The sequence below is a fragment of the Vibrio splendidus genome, from assembly GCF_001557875.1.
GTDB classification, from domain to species: Bacteria; Pseudomonadota; Gammaproteobacteria; order Enterobacterales; family Vibrionaceae; genus Vibrio; species Vibrio splendidus_F.
On sequence record NZ_LNRF01000001.1, the window covers coordinates 461,091 to 486,181 of the forward strand.

The window sequence follows — 25,091 nt, forward strand, 5'->3', positions numbered from 1 at the left end:
AAGGAATATCATGGTAGATGTTAAGAGCTTACTCAAATGTGATATGAATTTACTGCTGTGTTTACACGTGTTGCTTGAAGAGCGCAGCGTGAGCAAAACGGCAGAGCGATTGTTCCTTAGCCAGTCTGCGGTGAGTAAACAACTCACCAAGCTACGCTCTTTGTTTGATGACCCTTTGTTTGAACGCGAGTCAAAAGGTCTGTTTCCAACCCCGAAAGCCACCTCTTTAGCGCCTAAGATTCATCAGATCCTTCTGCAAGTTGAACAGCTAACTGTGCCGGACATTTTTGAGCCGAAAGACAGCGAGCGCACTTTTAATATCGATCTTGTTGAAACAGCTTATACCGCGATCTATCCTAAATTTATGCCTAACGCGTTGGCAGATGCGCCGAACATTACGGTAAACAGCACTACTTGGAGTAGCGAAACCTTCAAGCGCCTACTAAAGCGTGAGGTCGATTTTGGGATTGGAATTTTTGAGCTCGATGAAAGAGCGAGTACTCACATTCAAAATATCCCTGCTGAGCTAAACCATGTCGAATTGTTGCAAGATTACTCTGTGTGTTTGATGCGTAATGATCACCCGGTGCTTCAAGAAGATTGGAACCTACAAGCCTTCCTTAAATACCGTCATATTCAGTTAGTCACTGGTGGCGTTGGCGACTGGTTGCTTCTGGAGATCTTGCAAGCCAAACAGCTTCAAATTAACAAAGCCGCCAACGTGTCAGACATCACCAGCGCAGTAAAGCTGTGTAAACAAAGCGATTTGCTGATGTGTTATCCGTACAACTCGGTTCGTGACTATATTGAGAGTGGCGAGCTGGTGATGAAGCCTATTCCCATTGAGTTGGTTCCCGGTGGTTTGTTTTTGCTTTGGCATCGTTACTTTGAATCTGAACCAAGCCACAAATGGCTCCGCGACCTCATTGTTAATAAGACTCAAGAACCTCAGCTGTAAACTTCAAGCAACGATGAGCAAAACGGTGAAATAACTTTTTGAAATTTATTTCGTCTTTTTAGAATGAGCATCGTCTTACTACGGGTGCCAAATGCCCGCCAAGAATGAGATATCTAAATGAATTCAATGCCATTGATTCCGCAGCAAGTAATTGAAGATGCTTGTGAGTGGGCCATTATGCACGGTGTCGCTTTTCGTCAGTCTGACAATACCGCGAGACATTGCCCTTTTAGCCTTGCTCCAATGAGTATTGAGCGTGAGGTTTTTGAACACCTGTTGAAGGTGACGCCGCTTATCACCAAGCTCATCAACAATGTCTCGGAAGACCATGACTTTTTACAGTCATCATTGAGCGATATGGCTAAAGCCGATCCGTTTTTTGGTCGCTTGATGGAGCTTCATCAACAGGCCCATGGCAGTGCCGATGAGCGCTTGAATCCAGCTCGACAACCTTTGTTGTTGATGCGTACTGATTTCATGGATGACCGCCAACACGGTGCAAAAGTGATTGAGTTTAATGGCATTGCTGCAGGAATGGCGCCTTTTGGTCAACGCGCAACGGAATTTCATGCGTTCATGCAAAATCAGTGGCCAAACGTTTATAACAATTGGTTGGAAGAATTGTCAGCAACACCGGCGGAAAACCAAGGCTTAACGCAGTTGGCTTATGGTATCGCTAATGCTGCAAGGCAAGTGAAAACCGATTTTAATGAGCAAGATAAACCAGTTTTCTTGATGGTGGTGCAGAAGAACGAAGACAACGTATATGACCAACATTTGCTCGAAGTTGAACTGCAAAAGCAAGGCATTCGCACGGTGCGTCGTACTTTTGAACAGTTGAGCTGTCAGCTTTCAACAGGAGATAACCAACGTTTGTTGCTGCAAGATGTTGGCGCGGTCGATGTGGTGTATCTAAGAGCTGGCTATCAGTATTCAGATTACTGGGCTCCAGAACTCAACGAATCGGTTTGTTGCCACACGCTAAGTCAGACTCGCTTATTTATGGAACAACACCATGTCGCAATGAACGCGACCATCAGCCAACAGTTAGCGACCAGTAAAACCATGCAAATGCTGCTGACCATGATGCCAGCAACAGAATACGCACGCTGGGGTTTAACGTTACAAGAAGCCGAACTGGTCAAGAGTGTATTAGCCGGTATGAAGCCAATCACCAGTGAATCGATAGAGTGGTTTAACACGCAAGCTAATAAGCAAGAGTGGGTGTTGAAAAACCAAGGTGAGGGAGGTGGCCACTGTGTTTTTGGTGACGATATAAGCCAGCAACTGAGTCAACTTAAGCCAGAAGAGTACGACGCATGGGCACTGATGCAGCGCTTATACCCACACGAACGTGACGTGCCGACTATTGCAGTGCGTGATACCCAACAAACGCTCGTGACAGACTTAGTCAGCGAAGTGGGTTTGTTCACCGCTTACTACCAAGGTGAACCAGTAACAGAGCTTGGCGGCTACGCGGGCTACTTAATCCGCAGCAAACCCGCTAGCGAAAATGAAGGTGGAATCCACAGTGGAAAAGGGATTCTCGATTCGCTGGTGTTGATTGATTAGTGCTTAATTCTGATGACAGACAGAAGGCCAACGTTTATACGCTGGCCTTTTTTATGATTCTTTACAGGTTAGCGCCAAGTTGGATAAGTGACTCAGCTTGTCGTTGCGTTACGCTGGAACCTTAAAACAAGAATCTTGATTGCTGTATTTTGGTACGAAGCACAATTTGTCTGCCGACATCTTTAAGCCGTTTTGCATCTGGATATGTGTTACCGCCCAGATCACGCAGCCGTGAGGCAAATTGAATAGCGAGCGAGTTTGCGTGAATAACACGCCGTCATCATAGGCCGGTGTAATGTTCGTCGCTTTACCTTGCCACGCTTTATGAGTGGTTTGCACATCAATATTTGGAACAATCAATGAGAGCATTTCTGGCTCAACGTCCTTTACGACTTTCAAGCAGATACGACACCCATCGTAGTATTGTTCTATCCAGATTTTATGTGGAATAGCGTGATCATCCCAACCCAGTTGTAAGATATGTTCCATGACTTTGTCCTTGGTATCTAAGAAGGAAAGGCAGTGCTCAACACTGCCTGAATTAGCTCAAATATTATTCGTAACTTAAACCATGTCCGAACGGGTAAAGGGTGTCGGCTTGATCATACCCAGGGTAGTCTGAGTCTTGGTTTTGAATGGCTTGGGCACTGTTCGCTAAAGCAAATGGCAGTTTTCCTTGAGGAGCAAAGTTGCCTGAAAGTACTTCCATTAGGTTGCTGTCCGAGACACCAAATGTGGCGATCACGGCACCGGCTTGCTTAAGATTACTTTGATCGTCTAGCACGAAGGGTTGTCTAAAGTTGATGGACAATACCGTTTTGTCAGCGCCCACTTCGTTCATAACGGCTTTAATGTCGCTTAGGCTTGGTTCAATATGCCAAGATGCAGCTGTAGCCATTTCACTGAACGCAAGAATATCGAGTTCATCTGGGTTCGCGCCACCAAAGATAAGATCAGGATCTGAGCCTTCGTTAGATACGCGAACACGAATAACCGCATAGTCCGTATCGGCTGGTACTGGTGGACGCGTTTCTCCCGCTTCGTAATCTCCAGACGTCACGGTAAAGTTGTACTTGTCGTCTCCTGCAATGTTTTCGTCCATTCCCATGACATACAGAGCAACAGGATTTTGTGCGGTTGATTCAGCTAAAGGTAAAGTCTTATTGGTATTTTGAAGTAAGATGACAGACTTTTTCTGTGCGTAATCAGCGCGTTCTTGGTACTTATCGTTGCCTAAAATCTCTTGGGCTTTTTTCTCATCAACGTAAGTGTTTTCGAAAAGGCCAAGCTTGAATTGTTCTTCAAGTAAGCGTGTGACTGATAGGTCTACACGCTCTTCGGTGATCAGATCTTTTTCCACGAGTTTCACGATGACTTCTTTATCATGGAAACCTGAAAGAACATCGACTCCAGCTTCGACCGCCATGGCAACCTGCTCATCAATCGTTTTGTGTTCCACACCCCATGCACGATCGCCAATAATGCCGGTATCTGAGTTCACGTTACCTGTGTAGCCCAATTCGTCTCTGAGAAGGTCAGTAACAATGCCTTTTGAGAAGGACATGCCAACATCGTTTGGCATCCACTTTTGATCTACAGGGATGCCGTAGTAAGGCATGATTGATGAAGCGCCAGCCTCAATCGCGGCAATAAACGGTTTTAGGTGGTAATCAAAATTGTTCTTTGGGTAGACTTGGTTTTTACCAAAGTCATAGTGTGGGTCACCGCCGTTTTCTTGTGGGCCGCCGCCAGGGAAGTGTTTGATGGTTAGCGCAATACTGTCTTCGTTGACCTCACCGCCATCCTGCAAGCCTTTGATCAGTGAACGCATAATGTCAGACGCTAAATCGGCATCTTCGGTAAAGGTTTCGTGTACTCGGTACCAACGAGGCTCTGTCGCCAAATCCATCATGTATCCGTACATACTGCGCAGGCCGATTGAAGACCATTCGTCATTCATGATGCCAGCAAATTCAGTGATCAAATCCATGTCCCGAGTGGCTGCTAAACCTGCCTCTTTAGGCCAAGCAGAAAAGGCACCTGAAGAAACGTTGATCCCTGCTTTAGCTGATGGGTCTATGTGGTTACGAGCATTGGATTTGAATAGAGCGGGGATACCCATTCGAGTTTGTTCACGCAGTTCTTGAACACTATTCATGAACTGGGCCGCTTCTGTTGGGGTTATCTGACAGCCTGAACGGCCAGCATCACAATCAGGTGTGTTAGTTGGGGTTTCAACTACGCTGTTACGGAAGATAAAGCGCGTCATTTGGGCATCGGCAATCATGTCTTGCCCGGCACTGCTAACAAGCCCACCCTCCGCTGAATTTAAGGTGTCAATGAGCATCATGCCGGCTTTCTCATCTAGCGTCATTCGGCTAACCAAGTCTGCTGCTCGTTCTTCTGGAGATAATCGCCAGTCTTCAAAGGGTTCCAGTTTTCCATTGCCGTTAGAATCTCGGAATTGGTAACCCTCAACGTTCAATACATCATGAACACGAGAGTGAACTTGGGGTTGCTGGAGGTTATTGTCGCTATCAGATGAGTTGCATCCTGCAAGAAGCAACGCGATTGCTATAGGTGTCAGGGTAAGACGCTTCATGGTCACGATCCTATTGTTAGTATAATAAGTACATGACCAATTTTAATAATTAACGGATTATTGGTTAACCAAAATAAAGCAAACTAAAGATTTGGATCACCATATAAATTTAATTGGTGATTTAATTCAATTTAGTCTTGGAAATATATTGACGACGTTTAAATAACGTAAACTTAGTTAGAGTTATTCATTTGATATCCAATTAATCTTTCGTTTAATTAGTGGTGTGTTACTTCCATATTTTAAATTTAGAATAAAAAATATATTGCCTATTTTATAGTTAACAATCTGCGCTGATGTAAACGATAGATAGTGACCATGTTGGTGACAATAAAGGTGATTTCGACAAAGGAGCCGCCAATCGAACCAATCCAAATGTTATGGCTGGCCCAACAGAAGGAATTGAATAAGATCAAGGACCTCAAGGCGATGCCTTGTCTTGAAAAGAGTGCCCATGTCGCAACGGATGAACCAACAACCGTAATAAACTCAAAGAAATGGTTCATGTTGGGCAAAGTCATGCACCACATCAAGCCAATAAAGAACCACATCACTTTGCGCGATTGAGTTTTTATCGATACGTAACTGCGAATCGCATTAATAATTACACCTATGGCGGCTACTATGGCACCCATTAATATGAAATGGATACTCATAACAAAACAAAAGATCATCATCTGGTAGCGAAAACGCATATCATCTTTTTGCCAAAAGGCCATTACACCGATACAAAAAGCCAGGCCGCCAACTCCTTGTGTTATCCAGTTTTCCATATTTAGCCTTTATTTCTAAGATGCTATAGAACGCGAACAACGATTAATTTTGAGAGAATAATGCTCAACCATAAAATAACCCTCCAAAAGGAGGGCTAGATATAACGTTAAAGGTGTTGTTGCATTAGGTTTAATTGACCAACTTAACGGCTTCACGAGTTAAATGAGCCAGCTGTTCCCAATTACCTTCTTCAATTAGCTTCTTATCCACCATCCAAGTACCACCACATGCGAGCACTCGAGGTATCGCTAGGTAGTCTTTGATGTTGTTTGGGTTAATGCCACCTGTCGGCATGATCTCAATATCCGTGTAAGGCGCAAGAAGTGACTTAACCATGTTGATGCCACCTGATGCTTCTGCTGGGAAGAACTTCAATGTGGTTAAGCCCATTTCTAGAGCGGCTTCTACTGTACTCGGGTTGTTGACCCCAGGAATGATATCAATACCAATCTCCTGACATGCTCGGACAGTATTTGGATTAAAGCCAGGAGATACTACAAACGTTGCGCCTGCTTCTTTTGCAGCGATAGCTTGCTCACGGTTTAGTACGGTACCAGCGCCGATCAACATGTTTGGTTGCGATTCACGAAGTAGACGAATTGCTTCTACAGCAGCTTCAGAGCGGAAAGTGATTTCTGCCGCTGGTAGGCCATTTTCGGCTAAAACTTTACCTAGAGGGATGATGTCTTCTGCCTTATCGATAGCGATAACAGGAATGACTTTCAGTGCTTTTAGTTGTTCTTTAATACTAGACATGTGTGGTCCTTAAGCGACGCCAAGCGCCGGTTGTGTGAATGCTTTTGGAATAATAGCGCCGCGATGTTGAATCACCGCGCCAGCCATTGCGTTGCCTCTTTGGCATGCGGTCGCTAAATCTGCGCCTACAAGGTATGCCGATAAGAAGCCACCATTAAATGAATCTCCAGCGGAGGTGGTGTCCACCACTTGTGCGACAGGTTGGGTTGGCACGGATTGTGGAGCCAAAACCGTACCTGAACCCTGATTCGTGGAATCTTGAATTAGACAGCCGTCAGCGCCTAATTTTATGATGCACTTGTTTACGCCTAATGTCTTCAGGCGGTTTATTGTTTGTTCTGGGGAGCTGTCACCCCAAATCAGCTGTTCATCATCAAACGTTACCAGTGCAACATCAGTGAGTTGATACATGGCTTGGTAAATGTTTTTGACGGTCTGATTGTTGTCTTGTGGCCATAGCGCTGGGCGGAAGTTACTATCAAAAGCGACTTCAACCCCTTGTGTTTTGAGTTCGACTAACAGATTGAGCAACGAGATACGATCTTCTTCCGGTAAAATAGCTAAGGTAATGCCACTTAAGAAAACCACGTCTACTTGAGTTAATGCTTGCTTGATCTGTGCGAAACTTGGATGTTGAAGCAGGTATCGCGCTGCAGATTGGTTGCGCCAGTACAAGAATGTACGCTCACCTTGGTCATCAAGTTGGATTAGGTATAAGCCGGGTGTGCGAGTTTCATCGAGCAGCACTAAATCCGTCGCAACACCCTCATCTTGCCAGCGAGACAGCATACCTGTACTAATTGGGTCGGTACCAAGAGCAGTGACATAAGAGACTTTAACGTCCCCAAGGTTTACATTGGCTTCACAGCCACGACTTAGATAAATCGCGGCATTCAGTGTGTCGCCACCGAATGTTTGATGCATTGAGCCAAACGGTTTTCCGTTCAGCTCAATCATACATTCACCAATAATGGCGATATGTTTCATCAGTTATGCCCTCTCTTCAAAGTAACGCTTAGCATTACCAAAACAGATGCCTTCAATCATTGGACCAAGCAGTGACATATCATTTGGTACTTCACCATTTTCAGCCCAGCGGCCAACCATGTCACATAAGATACGGCGGAAATATTCGTGACGAGTGTAAGAAAGGAAGCTGCGAGAATCGGTCAGCATGCCGACAAACTGGCTAAGCAGGCCAAGTTGAGATAACTGCTCCATTTGGCGTTGCATGCCGTCTTTCTGATCGTTGAACCACCAACCAGAACCGAACTGAACTTTGCCCGCGATGCCGCCGCCTTGGAAGTTACCAATCATGGTGGCCATCATCTCGTTATCGCGAGGGTTTAAGCAGTAAAGGATGGTGCGAGGCAACTCGTTGCTTTGATCCATCTCGTCTAACAGGTGAGCCAATTCGAATGCAAACGTCTTATCGCTAATCGAATCAAACCCTGCATCTGCGCCTAACAGTTGGAACATACGCGTGTTGTTATTGCGTTGAGCACCAATGTGAAGCTGCATTACCCAACCCATTGCGGCGTAACGCTTGCCTAACCACACTTGAACCGCTGTTGAAAACTGTGCACATTCTAGTTCTGTGAGCGTTTCGCCATTGCGGCGTCGAGCTAAGAGGGAATCTAAATCTGATTCCGATGGAATAGGTGCGTAGCGAACCACTTCAATACCGTGGTCTGCTGCACGGCAACCATGGTCGTTGAAATGCGCTAAGCGGCTGTCTAAAGCACTTAGTAGATGATGAAAGCGAGTGATCTCAATGTCAGCAACCATACTTAACTTTTGCAGGTAATCAGCAAAGCCATCAAGCTCAATTTTGAACGCTTTATCTGGGCGCCAGCTCGGTAGAACTTTCACATCAAATGAACTGTCTTGAGCGATCGCTTTATGGTGTTCAAGAGAATCAATCGGATCGTCTGTCGTACCTGCCATCACAACGTTCATTTGTTGCATGATGCCGCGAGCACTAAATTCCGGTGTCGCTAATAGCTCGTTGCCTTCATGCCAAATTTGGTCGGCTGTCTCTGGGCCAAATAGAGTGCCAGTAATACCAAATGGGCGACGTAGCTCTAAGTGCGTCCAGTGGTAAAGAGGGTTACCTAAGGTTTGAGGGACAGTTTTAGCCCACGCCATGAACTTATCATAATCGCTTGCATCTCCGGTGATCAGACGCTCGTCAATTCCTGCTGAACGCATGCCACGCCATTTATAGTGGTCACCTTCAAGCCAAATCTTAGACATATTTTCGAACTGACGGTCTTGAGCCACTTCTGCCGGGTTTAGGTGGCAGTGATAGTCATAAATCGGCTGGTGGCTTGCGTGTTCATGGTACAAACGGCGTGCAGTCTCATTCGACAGTAAAAAGTCTTCACATAAGAAATTCTTCATTGTTTGTACTCCTTATAACGCAGCCACGGTCGCAACAGCACCGTGTTCAATTAGTGATTGGTACGCTGAACTTACTACATCAATGACCTGCGGGTTTTGGCCTAGCTCAGCAGGGAAAATCGCCTCAACCGCAAGCAATGCGGGAACCACAGAAACATTGAGTCCATGCTGGTCGCAGATCTGACGAAGTGTATCTGCCATTGGATCGCGAACATCAATCTCATTGCCTTGCTCGTCAACGCCAGATACATAACGCATCCAGCCAGCGATAGCGGTTGCAAGCCACGAGAAATCTGAGCCTTGCTCTAAATGGAATCGTAAGCTGCCACCCATACGTTGAGGGATCTTCTGGCTGCCATCCATCGCAATCTGCCAGGTCTTATGCTTCAAGCTTGGGTTAGTGAAACGGTTGATCAGCAAGCTTGCGTAACCTTCTAAATCAGTCCCTTCAGGCATCGTTAACGACGGCGCTTGTGATTTCATCATCATGTCAAAAGCGGCTTTTCGGTAGCCTGTATCTGTCATGGTGTCGGAAATATGGTCGTAGCCACCAAGGTATCCAAGGTAAGCAAGGAAAGAGTGACTGCCATTGAGCATGCGCAGCTTCATCTCTTCGTAAGGCACTACATCTTCGACGAACTCTGCGCCAGCGACATTCCAATCTGGACGACCTGCCACAAAGTTATCTTCAATCACCCATTGGCGGAAGGGTTCACAGGCGATACCACATGGGTCTTCACAACCAAGCAGTTCTGCAATTTCTGTCAGTGTTTCTTCTGTTGCTGCAGGTACGATGCGGTCAACCATGGTGCATGGGAAGGTGACATTAGTTTCAATCCAATCACGTAATTCTGGGTCAAGCAGTTGAGCAAACTCAATGATCGCTGCTTTTGCTACATGACCGTTCTCTTGCACGTTGTCGCAAGACATCACCGTGAATGGTGTTAAGCCACGTTCGCGGCGAATTTTTAGGGCTTGGACAATATAGCCAAGCGCAGATTTTGGTTGAGTTGGGTTAGCTAGGTCTGCGATGACTAATGGGTTATTTTTGTCGAGTTTTCCGGTCGCAGGGTCAGCGCAGTAGCCTTTTTCTGTGATGGTCATAGACACGATAGCGACTTGAGGCTCTGCCATTTTTTCTAATACGGTTTTGATGCCGTCTAAGCTTGGATGAAGAGACTCTGTCACTGAGCCGATCACTTTAACGTCTGTGGATTCAGCGCCTTTTTCAGCTACGGTGTAAAGGTGGTCTTGCGCGCGAAGTGATTCAATTAGGTCTTCGCCGCCGAATAGGTTTATCTCACAAATGCCCCAATCAGTGTTGGTTTTGCTGAGCATTTCATTGGTGAACAGCGCTTGGTGTGCTCGGTGAAATGCACCGAAGCCAAGGTGCACGATACGGCTTTGGAGTGCTGAACGGTCGTAGTAAGGTCGTAATACAGTGTTTGGCAGCGTAGAGTTAGCAACAGTCTTCATTATTCAGTTCCTTTTCCCGCCAGCGAACCAGCGGGATTTTATTATTTGATAAAGCGTTTGAGTGTTTAGCAGTCTTAGAATCTATCTGTGACCAAATTACGAACCGTAGCCCAGTACCAATTCAGGTAGGAACAAGCTCAGCTCAGGGATAAAAGTAACGGCCATTAGGGCTGCAATCAGTGCTGCATAGAATGGCAGCAAAGGTTTGATGACTTTGTCGATGGCAATGTTGGCAACCGAACAACCAATGAACAGAGCACTACCCACTGGCGGCGTACAGATACCGATAGCAAGGTTGAAAGTCATCATGATGCCGAAGTGCACAGGGTCGATGCCTAGGTCTAGCGCGATTGGTAAGAAGATTGGTGTGAAGATCAGTACCGCTGGTGTCATATCCATGAAGATACCCACAATCAGCAGGATGATGTTGATGATCAACAGAATCATTAGCGGGTTATCAGAAACCGCCAGTAATGCATCAGCAATCATGTAAGGCACATCGGCGTTCGCCATTGCCCAAGACATACCCATTGATGCGCCAACCAGTAATAGAACGATAGATGTTGTTACTGCAGACTCAAGGATGATCTTTGGAATATCACCCCATTTCACTTCACGGTAGACAAGCACAGCTAAAACAAACGTGTATACCACAGCAATTGCGGAAGCCTCAGTTGCAGTAAAGATACCGCCAATGATGCCGCCCATGATGATGCCGATCAGTGCTAAAGAAGGTGCCGCTTTTAGGAAGGTATCCCAAACCATTGATAATGAAGGACGCGCTGCCACTGGGTAACCGCGACGTTTCGCGATGATACCCGCCACAATCATGATACTTAATCCCATCAAGATACCTGGGATATAGCCTGCTAAGAACAGAGCCGCAATTGAAGTACCACCAGAAACCAATGAGAAAACGATCAGCGTGTTACTTGGCGGAATCAATAGACCAGTAGGGCACGAAGTAATGTTTACCGCAGCAGAGAAGTTTTCGTCGTAGCCATCTTTCTTTTGCAGAGGAGACATGGTGCCACCAACTGCAGCCGCCGATGCAACCGCTGAGCCTGAGATAGAACCAAACATCATGTTTGCCATCACGTTTACGTGTGCCAATGAACCCGGTAGACGGCCACCCAACACTTTTGCAAAGTTGATCAAACGCAGTGCTATGCCGCCTTGGTTCATGATGTTGCCCGCCAAAATGAAGAACGGGATTGCCAGTAGAGCAAAGTTATCAAGGCCAGCGGCCATACGTTGAGCAACTACAGCGATTGCAGGCTCAAGCGGTAAGCTCATCAAGATGGTTGCCAGTGACGATAAACCAATCGCAAAAGAGACCGGTACACCGATTGTAAGCAGTACAGCGAAACTACCGAATAAGGTCAGTATTACTTGCCATTCCATTGTGAAATCCTTCTATCAATCAAGTTGTGAGTCGGTGATCAAATCGTCACCTGACATTAATTGTTTAACGCGTTCGTAGGTAAATACGACGGAGTAAAAAATCATCAAAGCGCCACTAATCGGTAAGCAGAAGTAGATGTAGCCCATTTCTAAACCTAGAGCGGGAGTCAGCTGTCCCATCGCAAGCGTTTTAGCAGCAAGTTGGCTTCCACCGTGTACCAGAACGATATAAGAGAAAGAAGCGATGGCTATTTGGATAACGATTTCGTTGATTAATTTGCGTTTGCCAGTCAGCTTCATCGTAAGCAGGTCGATGGCAAGGTGGCGTTTCAGACCCGTAGTGTAAGCAGCACCAATTAAGGCTACCCACATAAAGAGATAACGCGCGAGCTCGTCGGTAACAGTACTTGGTTTGCCAATAACATAGCGGGATAAGACCTGCCATATCACACACAGTACTAAGAAAGACGATAGAGACACTGTAAAGGCGGCCAACCCTCTATTTATGTAACTGACCAATTTATTCATGTTTATTTCCTTTCAACAAAATTGCGTATCTCATAACAATTGGTTTACCAATGTAAGAAATTGTTTCTATGTAGGGATGGGATGTTCAAAAATCTGGCTGAATCATAAGCTATTCATTTTTTGGTTGGCGTGAGCAACTTCACAAATGATTTTGGTTGACCAATTTGTGGGTTTTTATTGTGATATTGGTCAATCAATTTTAATTTCAGCTTTGACGGTTCCTTTTTTGAGCCCCAATATGAGCCCATAACAAAAAACACCCTACATTTTGGATAACCAATCCACGGAGAATAAGAATGATGATGACGCGTAAAACTTTGATTAGTGCGGTTGTCGGTGCTGCTTTCACTTTTGGAGCAACAGCTTCTGCTTATGCAGCGACAACATTGAAACTGAGCCATAACCACCCTCGTGACCATGCAGTACATGAAGCGATGACGTTTATGGCGAAAGAAGTACGTGAATTGACGGATGGTGAGGTGCGTATTCGTATTTACCCTGATGCTCAATTGGGTACACAGCGTGAATCTATGGAGCTGATGCAGAACGGCGCTTTAGATATGGTGAAAAGTAATGCTGCTGAGCTAGAAGCTTTTTCTCCTGCTTATTCATCATTCAACATGCCTTACTTATTCCGCGATCAAGCACACTACTACAGTGTGACTGATGGTGAAGTAGGCCGTGACATTCTTAACTCTTCTCGTGATAGCGGCTTTATTGGTGTGACTTACTACGACGCTGGTGCGCGTAGCTTCTATACCAATAAGCCAATTAACACGCCAGAAGATCTGAAAGGTTTGAAAGTTCGTGTTCAACCAAGCCCATCAGCAATTGCGATGGTGAAAGCGTTAGGCGGTAACCCAACGCCACTAGCTTACGGTGAGTTGTACACAGCACTGCAGCAAGGTGTGGTGGATGCGGCCGAAAATAACATTCCTTCATTCAGCTTGAGCCGTCACAGTGAAGTGTCTAAATACTTCAGCTTAGATGAGCACACGATGGTTCCGGATGTGTTGGTTATCTCAACCAAAGCATACGATAAACTGACTACAGAACAACAAGATGCGCTAATGAAAGCGGCAAGTGATTCATCTGAATTGATGAAAAAATTGTGGGCTGAATCGGAAGCAAAAGAGCGTGCTAAAGCCGAGAAAATGGGCGTGACTTTTGTGGAGCCAGACAAGGCTGCGTTCGCACTCGCGGTTCAACCTATGTATGACGCGCTAGATAAAGCGGACCCAGAATTGAGCGCATTGATTGACCGTATTCAGGCTGTTGAATAACTAGCAAATATAGAAAAAATAGTAATACAAAAACAAGGTGTTACTGCATTTTAGGATATAGAGGTTGACCAATTATATTTGGTCATTATGATGGCGAGAGAAATACAATGGAAAGAAGTGACAATATCATCATGATGCCTTTCGAGCCGAAAAGACCTTATCAGGAGATAGGGTTAGTACTAAGAAGAGAACTGATTGAAGGTCTGTATAAGGTCGGAGATAGGTTGCCACCAGAACGCGATATTGCTGAACGTTTAGACGTCAGTCGCACGGTAGTGCGTGAAGCAATCATCATGCTGGAGCTTGAAAACTTAGTTGAGGTGAAAAAAGGGTCGGGTGTTTATGTCCTGAACATTCCAACTCATTCTCGCGAGAATGTGGTCAGCGATGACGCTGGTCCATTCGAGATGCTGCAGGCCCGCCAATTACTGGAAAGTAATATCGCGGAGTTTGCGGCAACTCAGGTCACTCCGGGCGACATTATTAAGATGCGCTCTGCACTCGAACTCGAGCGCGAAGAGCTTGCAAGCGGCACTACCGATTGCAGCGGAGATGAAAGATTTCACATGTGTATTGCAGAGGCCACTCAAAACTCTGTATTGGTAGATATGTTGAAACAATCCTGGGATCGACGCGAAAAGAGTCCAATGTGGAATAAACTCCACTCTCACATCAGTGGTCAAGATTACCGTGAAGAATGGTTAGATGATCACGCTCGTATCCTCGCCGCCTTACAGCGCAAAGACCCTGTCGCTGCTAAGAACGCAATGTGGCAACACCTTGAGAATGTTAAACAGCGTTTGTTAGCGCTGTCAGACATTGATGACCCAAACTTTGATGGTTACTTATTTAGCTCCAACCCAGTGGTGCTGCTTAGCTCAGAAAGCTAGTTCTGAAGCTAATGTTGAATTCAGCGACAAGGTTCTTCTTGAAAGCTGATTCAATCACTAGGTTGTAGATAGGTAATCGTCTTTAGACCGGCGTAGACCGGTGCTATCTCGGGCAGTAATTGTCATTGCTGCCATTAAGAAGTCGTTATTGCATTTAGCTTGATTAATTCGAGCCGGCTAAGTGCGTCTTAAAGAAAGGTAAGTCTCATGGAACAAACGTGGCGTTGGTACGGCCCTAATGATCAAGTTTCGCTAGACGATATTCGTCAAGCGGGCGCAACTGGTATTGTGAATGCACTGCACCATATTCCAAATGGTGAAGTTTGGACAAAAGAAGAAATCCTTAAGCGTAAAGCCATTATCGAAGAGAAAGGTTTAACGTGGTCGGTTGTAGAAAGCGTGCCTGTGCACGAAGAGATCAAAACTCAAACTGGTAACTACCAGCAGTGGATTGATAACTATAAGCAAACTCTGTCTAACCTTGCTGAGTGTGGCATCGATACGGTTTGTTATAACTTCATGCCCGTGTTGGACTGGACGCGTACCGATTTAGAATTTGAAATGCCTGATGGCTCGCGCGCACTGCGCTTTGACCAAATCGCGTTTGCGGCATTTGAGCTGCATATCTTGAAGCGCCCAGGTGCAGAATCGGACTATTCAGAATCAGAGCAAGCTCAAGCGTTGGATTACTTCAACAACATGACGCCAGAGCAAATTCAGCAATTGACCAATAACATCATCGCTGGCCTGCCAGGCGCTGAAGAAGGTTACACACTAGAAGCGTTTCAAGCACAGCTAGATCGCTATGCGGGAATCGACAAAGACAAGCTACGTGAGCACATGTCTTACTTCCTCGCTGAGCTGATGCCTATCTGTGATGCGAATGGCTTGAAGATGGCGGTTCACCCAGACGATCCACCGCGTCCAATTCTAGGCTTGCCTCGCATCGTTTCAACGATCGAAGACATTGATTGGTTGACCGAGCATGTACCGAGCAAAATGAATGGTTTGACGATGTGTACGGGGTCATACGGTGTTCGTGGCGATAACGATTTGGTTAACATGATCAAAAAGCACGGTGACCGAATTTACTTTACGCACCTGCGTTCAACTAAGCGCGAAGAGAGCAATCCAATGACATTCCATGAAGCAGCGCACCTAGATGGTGATGTGGACATGTACAATGTTGTGATGGCCATTTTGGATGAAGAAAATCGTCGTGCAGAAGTAGGCGATCACCGCTTAATTCCAATGCGTCCGGATCACGGTCATCAAATGCTGGATGACCTGAAGAAAACCACTAACCCAGGTTATTCGGCGATTGGTCGATTGAAAGGTTTGGCTGAAGTTCGTGGTTTAGAGATGGCATTGAAACGCGCTTTCTATACCAAGTAACGACGGCATCTAGCTTTAAAATACTTTTAAAAACCAGAACTCATGTTCTGGTTTTTTTTGTATCTGAGCTAAGTAAAACCTAAGAGTTTGGATAACAAGAATCATGCCCCTAACTTTGTAAACGCCAACGGAGTTTGTCCGGTTTGCTGTTTGAAAAAAGCGATAAATGCACTGTTGGACGAGAACTCTAGCAAATGTGCCACATCACCAACTTGTCGGTTTTCTGAAAGCAGTTCAATCGCTTTAAACAAGCGCCATTGCTGACGCCATTCTTGATAGGTCATGCCTGTTTCGGCTTTGAATAATCGAGTAATCGTCTTGGTGCTTGCGCCAACCGAGCTCGCTAATGTCGACAGGGCTGGGGCAAGAAACGAGGCGGTTCGGACTCGTTTGCAAAAGCTTTTAAAGCGGCGATCTGTCGGTAGCGGCAAGATAAACGAGTGTTGGTTAGCGCTGTAAAACTCTTCCCAGAATAGATTGGCGGTATTGGTGGTTTGCTCGCGGGCAATGTCCCAATCCCAGAAAGCCATCTTATTGATCAGGGCTTTTAAAAGCTCATTCACTTCCACAATTTCAATCGCTTCTGGGCAGGTGTAAATACTGCTATCAAAATAGAGCGACCGATAAGCAACCACATTAGTCATCTGCGCGCGATGTTTGGTATAAGGCGGGATCCACACGGCTTTGGTCGGCGGCAAAATACAAATAGCGTTTTCTAAGGTCAAGGTAATACAACCCTGCGGAGCATACAGCAGCTGTCCTTTTACGTGGTGATGTATTCCCGAATCATGCTGACCTAGCTCTGCCGCAATCCCTATTACGGGCGCAGGTAAGCTGTCTGCATCAAACTCAATAGTTTCGCTGATTAATGCCATTTGTCCCAATCTTGTTGTTTTTGGTTTTAATGTTGTTAACGAGCCAAGGTTAGTTTCCCCTAGACTTCTCGTCAAGTTCACTGGTCTTGGAAAAATGATGAAAGCAAAACCTTCTTTATGGCAAATGGTGCTATTGCTGATGTTCCCTCAAATCGCAGAAACTATCTATAGCCCGACACTGGATTCAATATCGAAATCCTTTGATGTCAGTTACGCACAAGCGGCGCAAACCCTCTCGATCTACTTCTCAGCGTTTGCGCTCGGTGTTGTGGTATGGGGCATATTGGCAGACAAATGGGGACGCCGGCCAACCATGTTATTGGGCTTGGGTTTATTCGCGTGTTCAGCACTTATTGCTATGCAAACCAATAGCTTTGTTTGGTTGATGGTAGCCAGAGCCATTGGCGCTTTCGGGCTTGCGGTGGGCTCGGTGGTGACACAAACCATGCTGCGAGATGCTTTCAGCGGTACTGAACTAGCTAAAGTGTTTGGTTACATGGGAATGGGGCTGTCGATTAGCCCAATCATCGGGCTGCTTCTTGGCGGCCAACTAAGCCAAGCAGGCGGGCATCAATATGTGTTTATTGCCTTGTTTATTATGGTGTTAGCGTTGTTGGTACATAGCCTATGGTCATTGCCTGAAACGCAACAATCTAAGCAGCCATTGCAGTTAAAGTCACTCAGTATTCACATGGTCAAAGATAGCGATATATGGATGTCTGCGTTGCTGGTCGCGTCGTTCAATATTGCGCTGTTTTCCTATTATCAATTGGGTTCATTTGCCTTCATTCAACTTGGATTTAGCGTTGAGCAGTTTGGCTACAGCGGCATTGTGCTTGGATTCGGGACTCTGTTAGGAAGCTTGGTGAACAAGACATTATTGAAGCGACAGGTGTCTTCAATGTCTTTAATTGGTATTGCAGCAGGGCTTCAAACATTAGGTGCGGTGGGTGTCTATTTTTCACAACACTCAATATGGTTTTTACTTCCGATGATGCTGGTGGTTATGGCGTTTGGTATTGCGATTCCCAATGTGTTGAGTCGCGCATTAGTCAGCTACCAATCTCAAGCGGGAAGTGCAGGCGCACTGTTTGGTTTGATGTACTACACCTTGATCGGTTCAGGGCTCGCTTTAGCGGGAATGATTCAAGATTTAGGTGTGGTGCTGGTACTTTGCGGCGCTTTATCTGTGCTGGTGACGATACGCAGTCGACTCTAGCTTAAACGCTAAGTCTCTTATTTGTAGTGATAAATTCCGTGTCCTGTTTGGCGCGGAATTTATCATTTCTTGGTTTGTAAATCTGGATATTGACAGGGGTAGAATGATTGTTCTACCCTGTAAGTAGAACAATCATTCTACCCATTGTTATGCCAATTACAGTTATTTACTACGATTGGTATTCGGTATTAAGAGAGCACTATGTTGAGAGAACAGATTGCAGCAAGCTTAGAGGTGGCGTTTAGCCAACAAGGTTTTGCTGAGCCGAGCGTTGCACAGCTGAAAACGGCGTGCGATGTAAGCCTAAGAACCTTGTATAAACACTTCCCTTCAAAAGAAGCGATGATCGTTGGTGCCTTGGAATATCGACACCAACGTTACCTAGATTTCTTGTTGGAAACGTCGCCTGAAAAGGGGCTCGCATCGGTTACTCATATCTTCAACAAGCTTCAACAATGGTTAGAAGAATATGCGCCGCACGGGTGTATGTCGATGAATGCGATGGCCGCATTTCCTGATAATGAGCTTATCAGCCAAGCGGTTACACAGCATAAAGAACAAGTTCGTTTGCTAATAGGCAAGCAGAGCCTGCGAGAGGATCTCGCGACACCGTTGTTTTTACTTCATGAAGGCGTATCAAGCGCGTGGCCAGTCTTAGGCGAAGAAGCAGTGGCATCGGCACAGAGTATGGTGACAAAATTACTCAAGGAAACAGTATGAATTTCGAGATACCAAAAACAATGAAAGGCGCAGAGATGCTAGGACACGGTGGGGCAGAGACGCTTGGGTACCGTGAAGACATTGCTGTTCCTCAAATTGAGCCTAATGAAGTGCTAATCAAAGTGATGGCAGCTGGCGTTAACAATACCGATATCAACACACGAATCGGCTGGTACTCAAAAAGCGATGATTCAGACGATGCTAGTTGGTCGGGTGAAGCGTTGAAATTCCCTCGTATCCAAGGTGCTGACGTGTGTGGTTTCATCGTAGCAGTGGGTAATGAAGTCTCTGCTGACCGTATTGGTGAGCGTGTTCTTATCGAACCTTGTTTAACCGAAGTGTACGGACGAGATCTGCCACAGCCATGGTATTTCGGTTCTGAGTGCGATGGTGGTTTCGCTGAATACACCAAAGTAGCAGCTAAGCATGCTTACGCGGTGAACAGCACCATGTCGGATGTTGAGCTGGCGTCTTTCCCATGCTCCTATTCGACGGCAGAGAATATGCTGACTCGCGCGAATGTGGCTGAAGGTGATCGCGTGCTTATCTCTGGCGCATCGGGCGGTGTGGGATCTGCGGCTATTCAGCTAGCAAAAGCTCGCGGCGCCTATGTTATTGCCATCACTAGCCCAAGCAAGAACCAACAGTTACTTGAACTTGACGCTGATGAAGTAATTGCTCGTGATGCTGATTTGGTTAAAGCGCTAGGTGAAAGCAGCGTTAATGTGGTTATCGATTTGGTTGCTGGTGACAAGTGGCCGGAATTCCTTGAAGTGCTGAAACCACACGGTCGTTATGCCGTATCTGGCGCAATTGGTGGCGCGATGGTTGAGCTTGATGTTCGCACTTTGTATCTCAAAGATCTCAGCTTTTTTGGTTGCACGGTTTTAGAACCACAGGTATTCCAGAATCTAGTCGACCGTATCGAGAAGCAGCAGATTGGCGCCATCGTTGCAGAGTCTTATCCGCTAGCCGATATCCATAAAGCACAAGATGAGTTCTTGAAGAAAAAGCATGTCGGTAAGATCGTGTTGGAAGTGGCAGAACGCTAGTTTTAGTCAGCTTCACGGTTTAGATTTATATAAGAGCGAGCAAGCGTGATGTGCTCGCTCTTTTCGTTTCTGGAGAATACAGGCGGGTTTAGTCTTGCAGCCTGTTGAGTAACAGATCCTATACAGCTGAGAAATTAATGATTCATTTATCATTGTGTGGTTTATGAATTAACTGTGCGATAATCACCGCCGTTATATATCCCGAATTGTTTGATAATCATCTAGGAGCCGTATTGATGTTTAAAAGGGTATTGCAGGCTTTATTCTCACCTTTTGTTGATCCAAAAAACAAATCCTTTGCTGAGCCTGTCCCAAAAGAGCAACAACAAGCCGTTGCTACTGATTTTGTTCAGTCTTCAATTTTTGTTCCGCCTTCGTCAGCTAAACCATCATCATTAATCGTCGATAAGACGCTTAGCCTTCATGATGGTGAGTTCCTTGATTATTTGTTTGGAGAGTCTCGCCTTCGAACTGAGTCAGACTCGTTTAGCGATTTTGTCGCTTGTCAGATCGAACGTTTGATTCGCTCTCCAAAAGCTTTGCTTAATGAACTGCCAGTGATGCCAGCCTCTGTGACCACATTAATGGCAGAATTACAGAGCGATGAGTTTGATGTCGATGCATTGTTAAGAGTGATTGAGCGCGAGCCGAGTATGGCGGCTGATGTAATTAAACTGGCTAACAGTGCTTTCTATAAGCGTGGTGAAAAACAGGTGACTGACCTAAAAACAGCATTCCTAAATATGGGTTCTCAGGGGCTTGTTGAAGGGGTGGTGAATAGCTACATGAAGAACTTCACGCCGGGGAACAATATTTACTGGCGTCACTTCGGTGAGAAAATTTGGAATCACAGTGTTCAAACCGCGTCTATTTCTAAGGAGTTGATGAAAGACTCTTCATCCCAAGAAGATCAAGCCGCGGCGTACTTTGCTGGGTTAATTCGCAACTTAGGCAAGATGATTATTTTCCAGATGATGGTAGAAGCTTTCAAGCATGTAGATCCTTCTGTTCCGCCTAACTCGTTAGCATTGAAGCGTCTGATGAACAGCTACTCTATTCGCCTGACTTACACCATTGCTAAGTTCTGGGAGCTGCCAGAGTCTGTGTTGACCGCGATTGGATATCAAGAGTCGAGCCGTTATACATGCACGCCACTTGGGCGAGCAGTGTCTGAGGCTAACTATTTGAGTGAGCTGAAATATTTATTGGAAGAGCAAACGATTGAAGCAGAGCAGTTTAAGACTCGATGTAAAGAGACACTCTTATCTCCAGCGGCATTCAAAGTGGCAAAGCGTATCTATAAAGAGTCTGAGTTATCACTAGTGAGCTAACCCCTTAGCCTATTCGACCAGCGCTGTGACTGAACATAATGATTGGTTGCAGCTTGGTTGGGCTAGGTTGTGAAATACAGTTCAGCTACGAAATACGCTTACAAATGGCTAATCCATAGCTTGTCGAGCTCACACCAGCCGAAGCCATTCACTTGCGCGCCGTGTATCTTTTCAGAAACCTCTAAGTTGAACGCCTCTTGCTTGAGCTCAACCACAATCCCAGTTTCATGCAACCAATGCCGAAGCGCCAACAGTGCATTCATCGCTAATTCAAAGTTTGGCTGGTTTCTTATTGCGGCTAAGCCTTGTTGGATTTTCTCTAGCATCTCAGAAGGCAGCGCTAAGTCCTCAAACGGGAAGCGAGTGAAAAAGCTTAACCACGAAGTGAAGGTGTCGTTCTCATCAATAATGCTGCATAGCGCGATGTCTTTGGTGGTTAGGTAGTGTCCATATTCCACGCTGGTTTTGTGGTCGCCAGACACTGACAAATGCTCGAAAAGGGCTTGGCATTCAGAGGTGTCTTCAACGGTGAATTCACGAACTGACTTAGTTAATGTTGGGTTCTGAACCTTGAAAAACGTTGAACCGAAATCCGGTAGGGAAGCATGGTCATCGCCACGCACGGTAATCGTCTTTTCGGGCAGTTTCACGCACACCTGATTTTGAGCGCAGGCTTTACTCTGTGCCCATTCCGGGTAGACCCACAACTCGACTCGATTGAGAATCGGTGTGTTGTGTGAATAGGCGCTATTGCGGCTTAATCTCAACATCTTGCTTGAGAAGATGTCTAATGAGAATGCGCCAGATCCAATCAGCCTATCAGTCGGTGATGAGTGATCAAATACGGAGGCTTCAACTCTGGCAAGTAAGCGCGGTAAATGCCAATCAGGTTGATTCAATTTCACGACAACCACATTACCAGTCGAGACAGAGACTTCATCTATATGCTGATAACAACGACACCATATTTTGCTTTGGCAGAGCGAGTTAAGGTTGCGTGCTATGTCTTGAGGTTCGAGTGTTCGACCGTTATGGAGTTGCGCACCATTGCGAATCTGAAAGCGCCACTGTGTCGCATCTTGATTAGGCTGCCAATGATAAGCCAGATCGCCGCTGAGTTGACCATGCTTAACTGAGGTTAGGCGTTGGCAAATTTGCATCACTAAAAAACGCTCGGTACGTCTAAGAACTCGTTGAGGGTGAAGAGCCTCGAGCTCTCGGTGAAAAGGGATATACGCGATATTTTGCGCCGACGGATTGGTGCTGCTTAGAAAGGCTTGCAACTCAGCGCCAGCATTGCGGCCGTTGAAGCTTAAGGTGCTAAACACCTGTTCTATGTTGCCTGCGTCAGCTTGGGCTTGTGCGTATTGGTAACAGGCATCAATGGGCTCAACCAGACACGTGAGTTGTGCCTTCTTACTTCGGCCTGAACTGGCTTTCCACTCAATCCAACCTTGCGCTGTCATCGCTTTGAGTAAGGTCTGAACATGACGTTCACTTACGTGCAGCAGGGTGGCCAGTTGGTTGATCTGACAATGTGATACACCAGGCCCAAAAGCCTGAAATATCTTTTCATACAGTTCAAGCTTGCGCTTAAGGTTGCCCAATGTGCTTTTCCTAACGACGAGGTTGAGTTAAATGTGGATAGCTAGAGTCAATGAGTGCGTTTTCCATCGTATCGAGAACTCGAGAGGTTATCTCTGAGCTTAGGATATCCGATTCAGTTTTGCCTTGAAGAACTAACTCTGAAAAATGGTCGATTTCAAACTCGAATCCATTGCCTTTCACACGGTAGTTGATGGTCGACTTGTTGCCTTGATGTTCAATCTCAATAAAGGTCGGATTCCACCATTTTTCGTGAATGGTGATCTTAGTATCAAGGCCACTCAAATGTGCTGATCGGGGAAGGTTTTGCACCGTTGATGCCGATATCTTGCCGTTCATATCACCAGAGAAGGTAAAGCACGCATCGGTATCAACATTCGCCCCCTCATACAGACATGACATCTCTACCTGAGGTTTTGAAGGGTTCACACCCAGTGTTCGACACAGGTCGTAGAAGAACCAAAGCCCATAGACGCCGACATCGAGTGTTGCTCCACCTGACAAATCCGGATTGAAGATAAACAAATCGGGCTCATAGTCGTGATGGTTACCAAAGCTGGCTTCGATTGAGTCTATCTGAATGTTGTTGTCGACCAAGAATGATTGGAGCTCACGATACGCGGGAAACACCACAGTTTTCATTGCTTCTAACAGCATCACGCCATTTTGCTTGGCGAGGGCTTTCATCTTAAGCCAGTCAGTAAGGTTGGTGAAAGCCGGCTTCTCGACCAATACGTGCTTATTGTTCTTCAGAAACAGTTCAGCAAGTGGCTGGTGGTATGGGTGAACCGTAGCGATGTAAACCGCTTCAACACTTGGGTCATTCGCCATCTCTTCATAAGAGCTATAAGCCTTGCCGCAACCAAACTTGTTGGCGAACGTTGCTGCGCGTGTCTGGTCTCTCGCAGCAACGGCATACAATTCACCATGTAGACAGTGCTCTGTGACTGCGGTTGCGAATCGATTGGCGATATTGCCTAGCCCTGCGATACCCCATTTAATTTTGCGTTGCGTGTCGCTCATCAGTTACTCCAAATCGTTGTTTTGTATCAGTGTACTCAGAGGCGGCACATACAAATAGAGAACAGACTTCTCAACCTGTTCTCTATTTATTTTATTCTAGTTGAAGCTCTGGATCAGCTCTGTGTGGAGCGTTTCCAATCGGCTAAAGCTTGAATGTGTTTTGGCCCAATGCCACAACAGCCACCGACGATATTTGCGCCCAGTGCATGCCAGCGTTTGGCGTAAGTTAAGTAACCTTGGCCATCCAACTCACGCATTTCTTGAAACATATCATTCGCTTCATGTTCACTGCTGATAGGCGCAAAGTTATTGGCATAGACACCTATTTCTAAATCACTGCCTAGCTCATCGATCACTTTCTTGGCATCGATAATTGCTTGATCCATCACTTCAGGCACTGAGCAATTAAACATAATGCCTTTCGCGTTCGATTGGCAGGCAAGTTTGATGGCGTCTGTTACGCTCTCACCAGAACGCATGTTTGCAAAATCACCCTTGGTGTCTTCCAAACTGAATGCGTAGTAACACGGTTTGTTTGATTGCTTAAGTACCGCATAAATGGATTCGAACTCTTGCAGGCTACAGATGGTTTCTGCTATCCAAAGGTCGATGTTTGGATCTTGCGCATCGTAAAGGGCTTGGATGATAGGTGCCGCTTCTTCTACCTTAAACAAGTCTGGTCGGTAGCTGCCAAATGGCGGTGGAATCGCGCCTGCAACTTTAACTGTGTGAGGGGCATTGTTAGCAACTGCTTTTGCCAGTTCGCCAGACAGTGCCGCTAGCTCAAATCCCCTTTGTTCAAAGAGCTCTTCACCTAAGTGAAAAGGCACACACGCATAACTGTTGGTAATTATGATTTCAGCGCCTGCATCGACAAAGTTTTGGTGCGCTTGGCTAACAAACTCGGGTGCCTCAATCAGAGCTTGCGCGCTCCAAAGCGGTTGCGAGAACGGCGCGCCAATTTCTTTGAGCTCTCTGCCCATGCCGCCATCAAGTATGGTTAGTGTTTTCATATTCAATACTATCTAAACAATTGCTGAAGTTCTGCCGCCACCATATCAGACAACCTTGTCTGACTAAAGCTATCCAAACGGAAGGGCGTTAGCTAAGTCGTACCGTATAATTGGAATAATAAAATATTGTCCCTATGGCGCTATGTTGTATTGGACTTGGGAGATATATTATTAATCATTGGGGCCTGTGAATAATTCGAACACAACAATCT

22 protein-coding genes are annotated in these 25,091 nt (G+C 45.9%); 9 read left to right on the top strand and 13 right to left on the bottom strand.

Annotated features, from left to right (window positions below; all coding sequences use genetic code 11):
• Nucleotides 1-10: 10 nt before the first annotated feature.
• Together ATB74_RS02010 and ATB74_RS02015 are read left to right on the top strand one after the other, a co-directional pair.
• Complete coding sequence (locus tag ATB74_RS02010) at nucleotides 11-958, top strand: LysR family transcriptional regulator (RefSeq protein ID WP_061016185.1); 948 nt, start codon at nucleotides 11-13, stop codon at nucleotides 956-958.
• Between the two features lie 117 nt (nucleotides 959-1,075).
• Nucleotides 1,076-2,530: a glutathione synthase gene (locus tag ATB74_RS02015; protein ID WP_061016187.1), complete on the top strand. Its 1,455-nt coding sequence runs from the start codon at nucleotides 1,076-1,078 to the stop codon at nucleotides 2,528-2,530.
• Nucleotides 2,531-2,638: 108 nt separating this feature from the next.
• Here the strand turns inward: ATB74_RS02015 and ATB74_RS02020 are convergent, their stop codons facing one another.
• The 9 genes from ATB74_RS02020 to ATB74_RS02060 form a co-directional block, all read right to left on the bottom strand.
• Nucleotides 2,639-3,019, bottom strand: coding sequence for a hypothetical protein (locus ATB74_RS02020; protein ID WP_017057786.1), 381 nt, complete (start codon nucleotides 3,017-3,019; stop codon nucleotides 2,639-2,641).
• Nucleotides 3,020-3,083: 64 nt separating this feature from the next.
• Nucleotides 3,084-5,132 carry a glycoside hydrolase family 3 protein gene (locus ATB74_RS02025; protein ID WP_061016189.1) on the bottom strand — a complete coding sequence of 683 codons (2,049 nt, stop codon included), beginning with the start codon at nucleotides 5,130-5,132 and terminating at the stop codon, nucleotides 3,084-3,086.
• 269 nt (nucleotides 5,133-5,401) lie between these two features.
• Complete coding sequence (locus ATB74_RS23610) at nucleotides 5,402-5,905, bottom strand: YgjV family protein (protein ID WP_017057788.1); 504 nt, start codon at nucleotides 5,903-5,905, stop codon at nucleotides 5,402-5,404.
• A gap of 130 nt (nucleotides 5,906-6,035) precedes the next feature.
• Nucleotides 6,036-6,662 carry a bifunctional 4-hydroxy-2-oxoglutarate aldolase/2-dehydro-3-deoxy-phosphogluconate aldolase gene (locus ATB74_RS02035; RefSeq protein WP_060980716.1) on the bottom strand — a complete coding sequence of 209 codons (627 nt, stop codon included), beginning with the start codon at nucleotides 6,660-6,662 and terminating at the stop codon, nucleotides 6,036-6,038.
• A gap of 9 nt (nucleotides 6,663-6,671) precedes the next feature.
• Nucleotides 6,672-7,649 carry a sugar kinase gene (locus ATB74_RS02040; RefSeq protein WP_061016190.1) on the bottom strand — a complete coding sequence of 326 codons (978 nt, stop codon included), beginning with the start codon at nucleotides 7,647-7,649 and terminating at the stop codon, nucleotides 6,672-6,674.
• A 3-nt stretch (nucleotides 7,650-7,652) separates the two neighbouring features.
• The gene (gene uxaC / locus ATB74_RS02045) at nucleotides 7,653-9,065 is read right to left on the bottom strand and encodes a glucuronate isomerase (protein ID WP_061016192.1); all 1,413 of its coding nucleotides are present in this window, start codon (nucleotides 9,063-9,065) and stop codon (nucleotides 7,653-7,655) included.
• A 12-nt stretch (nucleotides 9,066-9,077) separates the two neighbouring features.
• On the bottom strand, nucleotides 9,078-10,541 hold the full coding sequence (locus ATB74_RS02050; protein ID WP_061016194.1) for a fructuronate reductase: 1,464 nt from the start codon (nucleotides 10,539-10,541) through the stop codon (nucleotides 9,078-9,080).
• Between the two features lie 96 nt (nucleotides 10,542-10,637).
• Nucleotides 10,638-11,945: a TRAP transporter large permease gene (locus tag ATB74_RS02055; protein WP_048609953.1), complete on the bottom strand. Its 1,308-nt coding sequence runs from the start codon at nucleotides 11,943-11,945 to the stop codon at nucleotides 10,638-10,640.
• A gap of 15 nt (nucleotides 11,946-11,960) precedes the next feature.
• Nucleotides 11,961-12,473 (bottom strand): TRAP transporter small permease, encoded by a 513-nt coding sequence (locus ATB74_RS02060; protein WP_048609952.1) that lies wholly within the window; start codon nucleotides 12,471-12,473, stop codon nucleotides 11,961-11,963.
• Nucleotides 12,474-12,772: 299 nt separating this feature from the next.
• Here ATB74_RS02060 and ATB74_RS02065 point away from each other — a divergent pair, with 299 nt between their 5' ends.
• The 3 genes from ATB74_RS02065 (at nucleotide 12,773) to uxuA (ending at nucleotide 16,041) form a co-directional block, all read left to right on the top strand.
• Nucleotides 12,773-13,756, top strand: coding sequence for a TRAP transporter substrate-binding protein (locus tag ATB74_RS02065; protein WP_048610341.1), 984 nt, complete (start codon nucleotides 12,773-12,775; stop codon nucleotides 13,754-13,756).
• Nucleotides 13,757-13,863: 107 nt separating this feature from the next.
• A complete protein-coding gene (locus ATB74_RS02070; RefSeq protein ID WP_061016196.1) occupies nucleotides 13,864-14,646 on the top strand; it encodes an FCD domain-containing protein in 783 nt (260 codons plus the stop codon).
• 207 nt (nucleotides 14,647-14,853) lie between these two features.
• Nucleotides 14,854-16,041: a mannonate dehydratase gene (uxuA, locus tag ATB74_RS02075; protein WP_017068145.1), complete on the top strand. Its 1,188-nt coding sequence runs from the start codon at nucleotides 14,854-14,856 to the stop codon at nucleotides 16,039-16,041.
• Between the two features lie 101 nt (nucleotides 16,042-16,142).
• Here uxuA and ATB74_RS02080 read toward each other — a convergent pair whose 3' ends face one another.
• Nucleotides 16,143-16,916, bottom strand: coding sequence for an AraC family transcriptional regulator (locus ATB74_RS02080; RefSeq protein WP_061016197.1), 774 nt, complete (start codon nucleotides 16,914-16,916; stop codon nucleotides 16,143-16,145).
• 97 nt (nucleotides 16,917-17,013) lie between these two features.
• On the opposite strand from ATB74_RS02080, the gene ATB74_RS02085 reads away from it, so the two are divergent.
• From ATB74_RS02085 to ATB74_RS02100, 4 genes are all read left to right on the top strand, one after another.
• Nucleotides 17,014-18,135, top strand: a complete 1,122-nt coding sequence (locus ATB74_RS02085) for a multidrug effflux MFS transporter (protein ID WP_061016199.1) — start codon at nucleotides 17,014-17,016, stop codon at nucleotides 18,133-18,135.
• A gap of 201 nt (nucleotides 18,136-18,336) precedes the next feature.
• Nucleotides 18,337-18,855: a TetR/AcrR family transcriptional regulator gene (locus tag ATB74_RS02090; protein WP_060980708.1), complete on the top strand. Its 519-nt coding sequence runs from the start codon at nucleotides 18,337-18,339 to the stop codon at nucleotides 18,853-18,855.
• Complete coding sequence (locus ATB74_RS02095) at nucleotides 18,852-19,907, top strand: alcohol dehydrogenase family protein (protein WP_061016201.1); 1,056 nt, start codon at nucleotides 18,852-18,854, stop codon at nucleotides 19,905-19,907. Before ATB74_RS02090 ends, ATB74_RS02095 begins: the two co-directional genes overlap by 4 nt.
• Nucleotides 19,908-20,143: 236 nt before the next feature.
• A complete protein-coding gene (locus tag ATB74_RS02100; RefSeq protein WP_060980706.1) occupies nucleotides 20,144-21,238 on the top strand; it encodes an HDOD domain-containing protein in 1,095 nt (364 codons plus the stop codon).
• Nucleotides 21,239-21,336: 98 nt separating this feature from the next.
• On the opposite strand, the gene ATB74_RS02105 is transcribed toward ATB74_RS02100, so the two are convergent.
• From ATB74_RS02105 to ATB74_RS02115, 3 genes are all read right to left on the bottom strand, one after another.
• Nucleotides 21,337-22,845 carry an SgrR family transcriptional regulator gene (locus ATB74_RS02105; protein ID WP_061016203.1) on the bottom strand — a complete coding sequence of 503 codons (1,509 nt, stop codon included), beginning with the start codon at nucleotides 22,843-22,845 and terminating at the stop codon, nucleotides 21,337-21,339.
• Between the two features lie 10 nt (nucleotides 22,846-22,855).
• The gene (locus ATB74_RS02110; RefSeq protein WP_061016205.1) at nucleotides 22,856-23,866 is read right to left on the bottom strand and encodes a Gfo/Idh/MocA family protein; all 1,011 of its coding nucleotides are present in this window, start codon (nucleotides 23,864-23,866) and stop codon (nucleotides 22,856-22,858) included.
• 113 nt (nucleotides 23,867-23,979) lie between these two features.
• The gene (locus tag ATB74_RS02115) at nucleotides 23,980-24,879 is read right to left on the bottom strand and encodes a homocysteine S-methyltransferase family protein (protein ID WP_061016207.1); all 900 of its coding nucleotides are present in this window, start codon (nucleotides 24,877-24,879) and stop codon (nucleotides 23,980-23,982) included.
• Nucleotides 24,880-25,091: the final 212 nt, after the last annotated feature.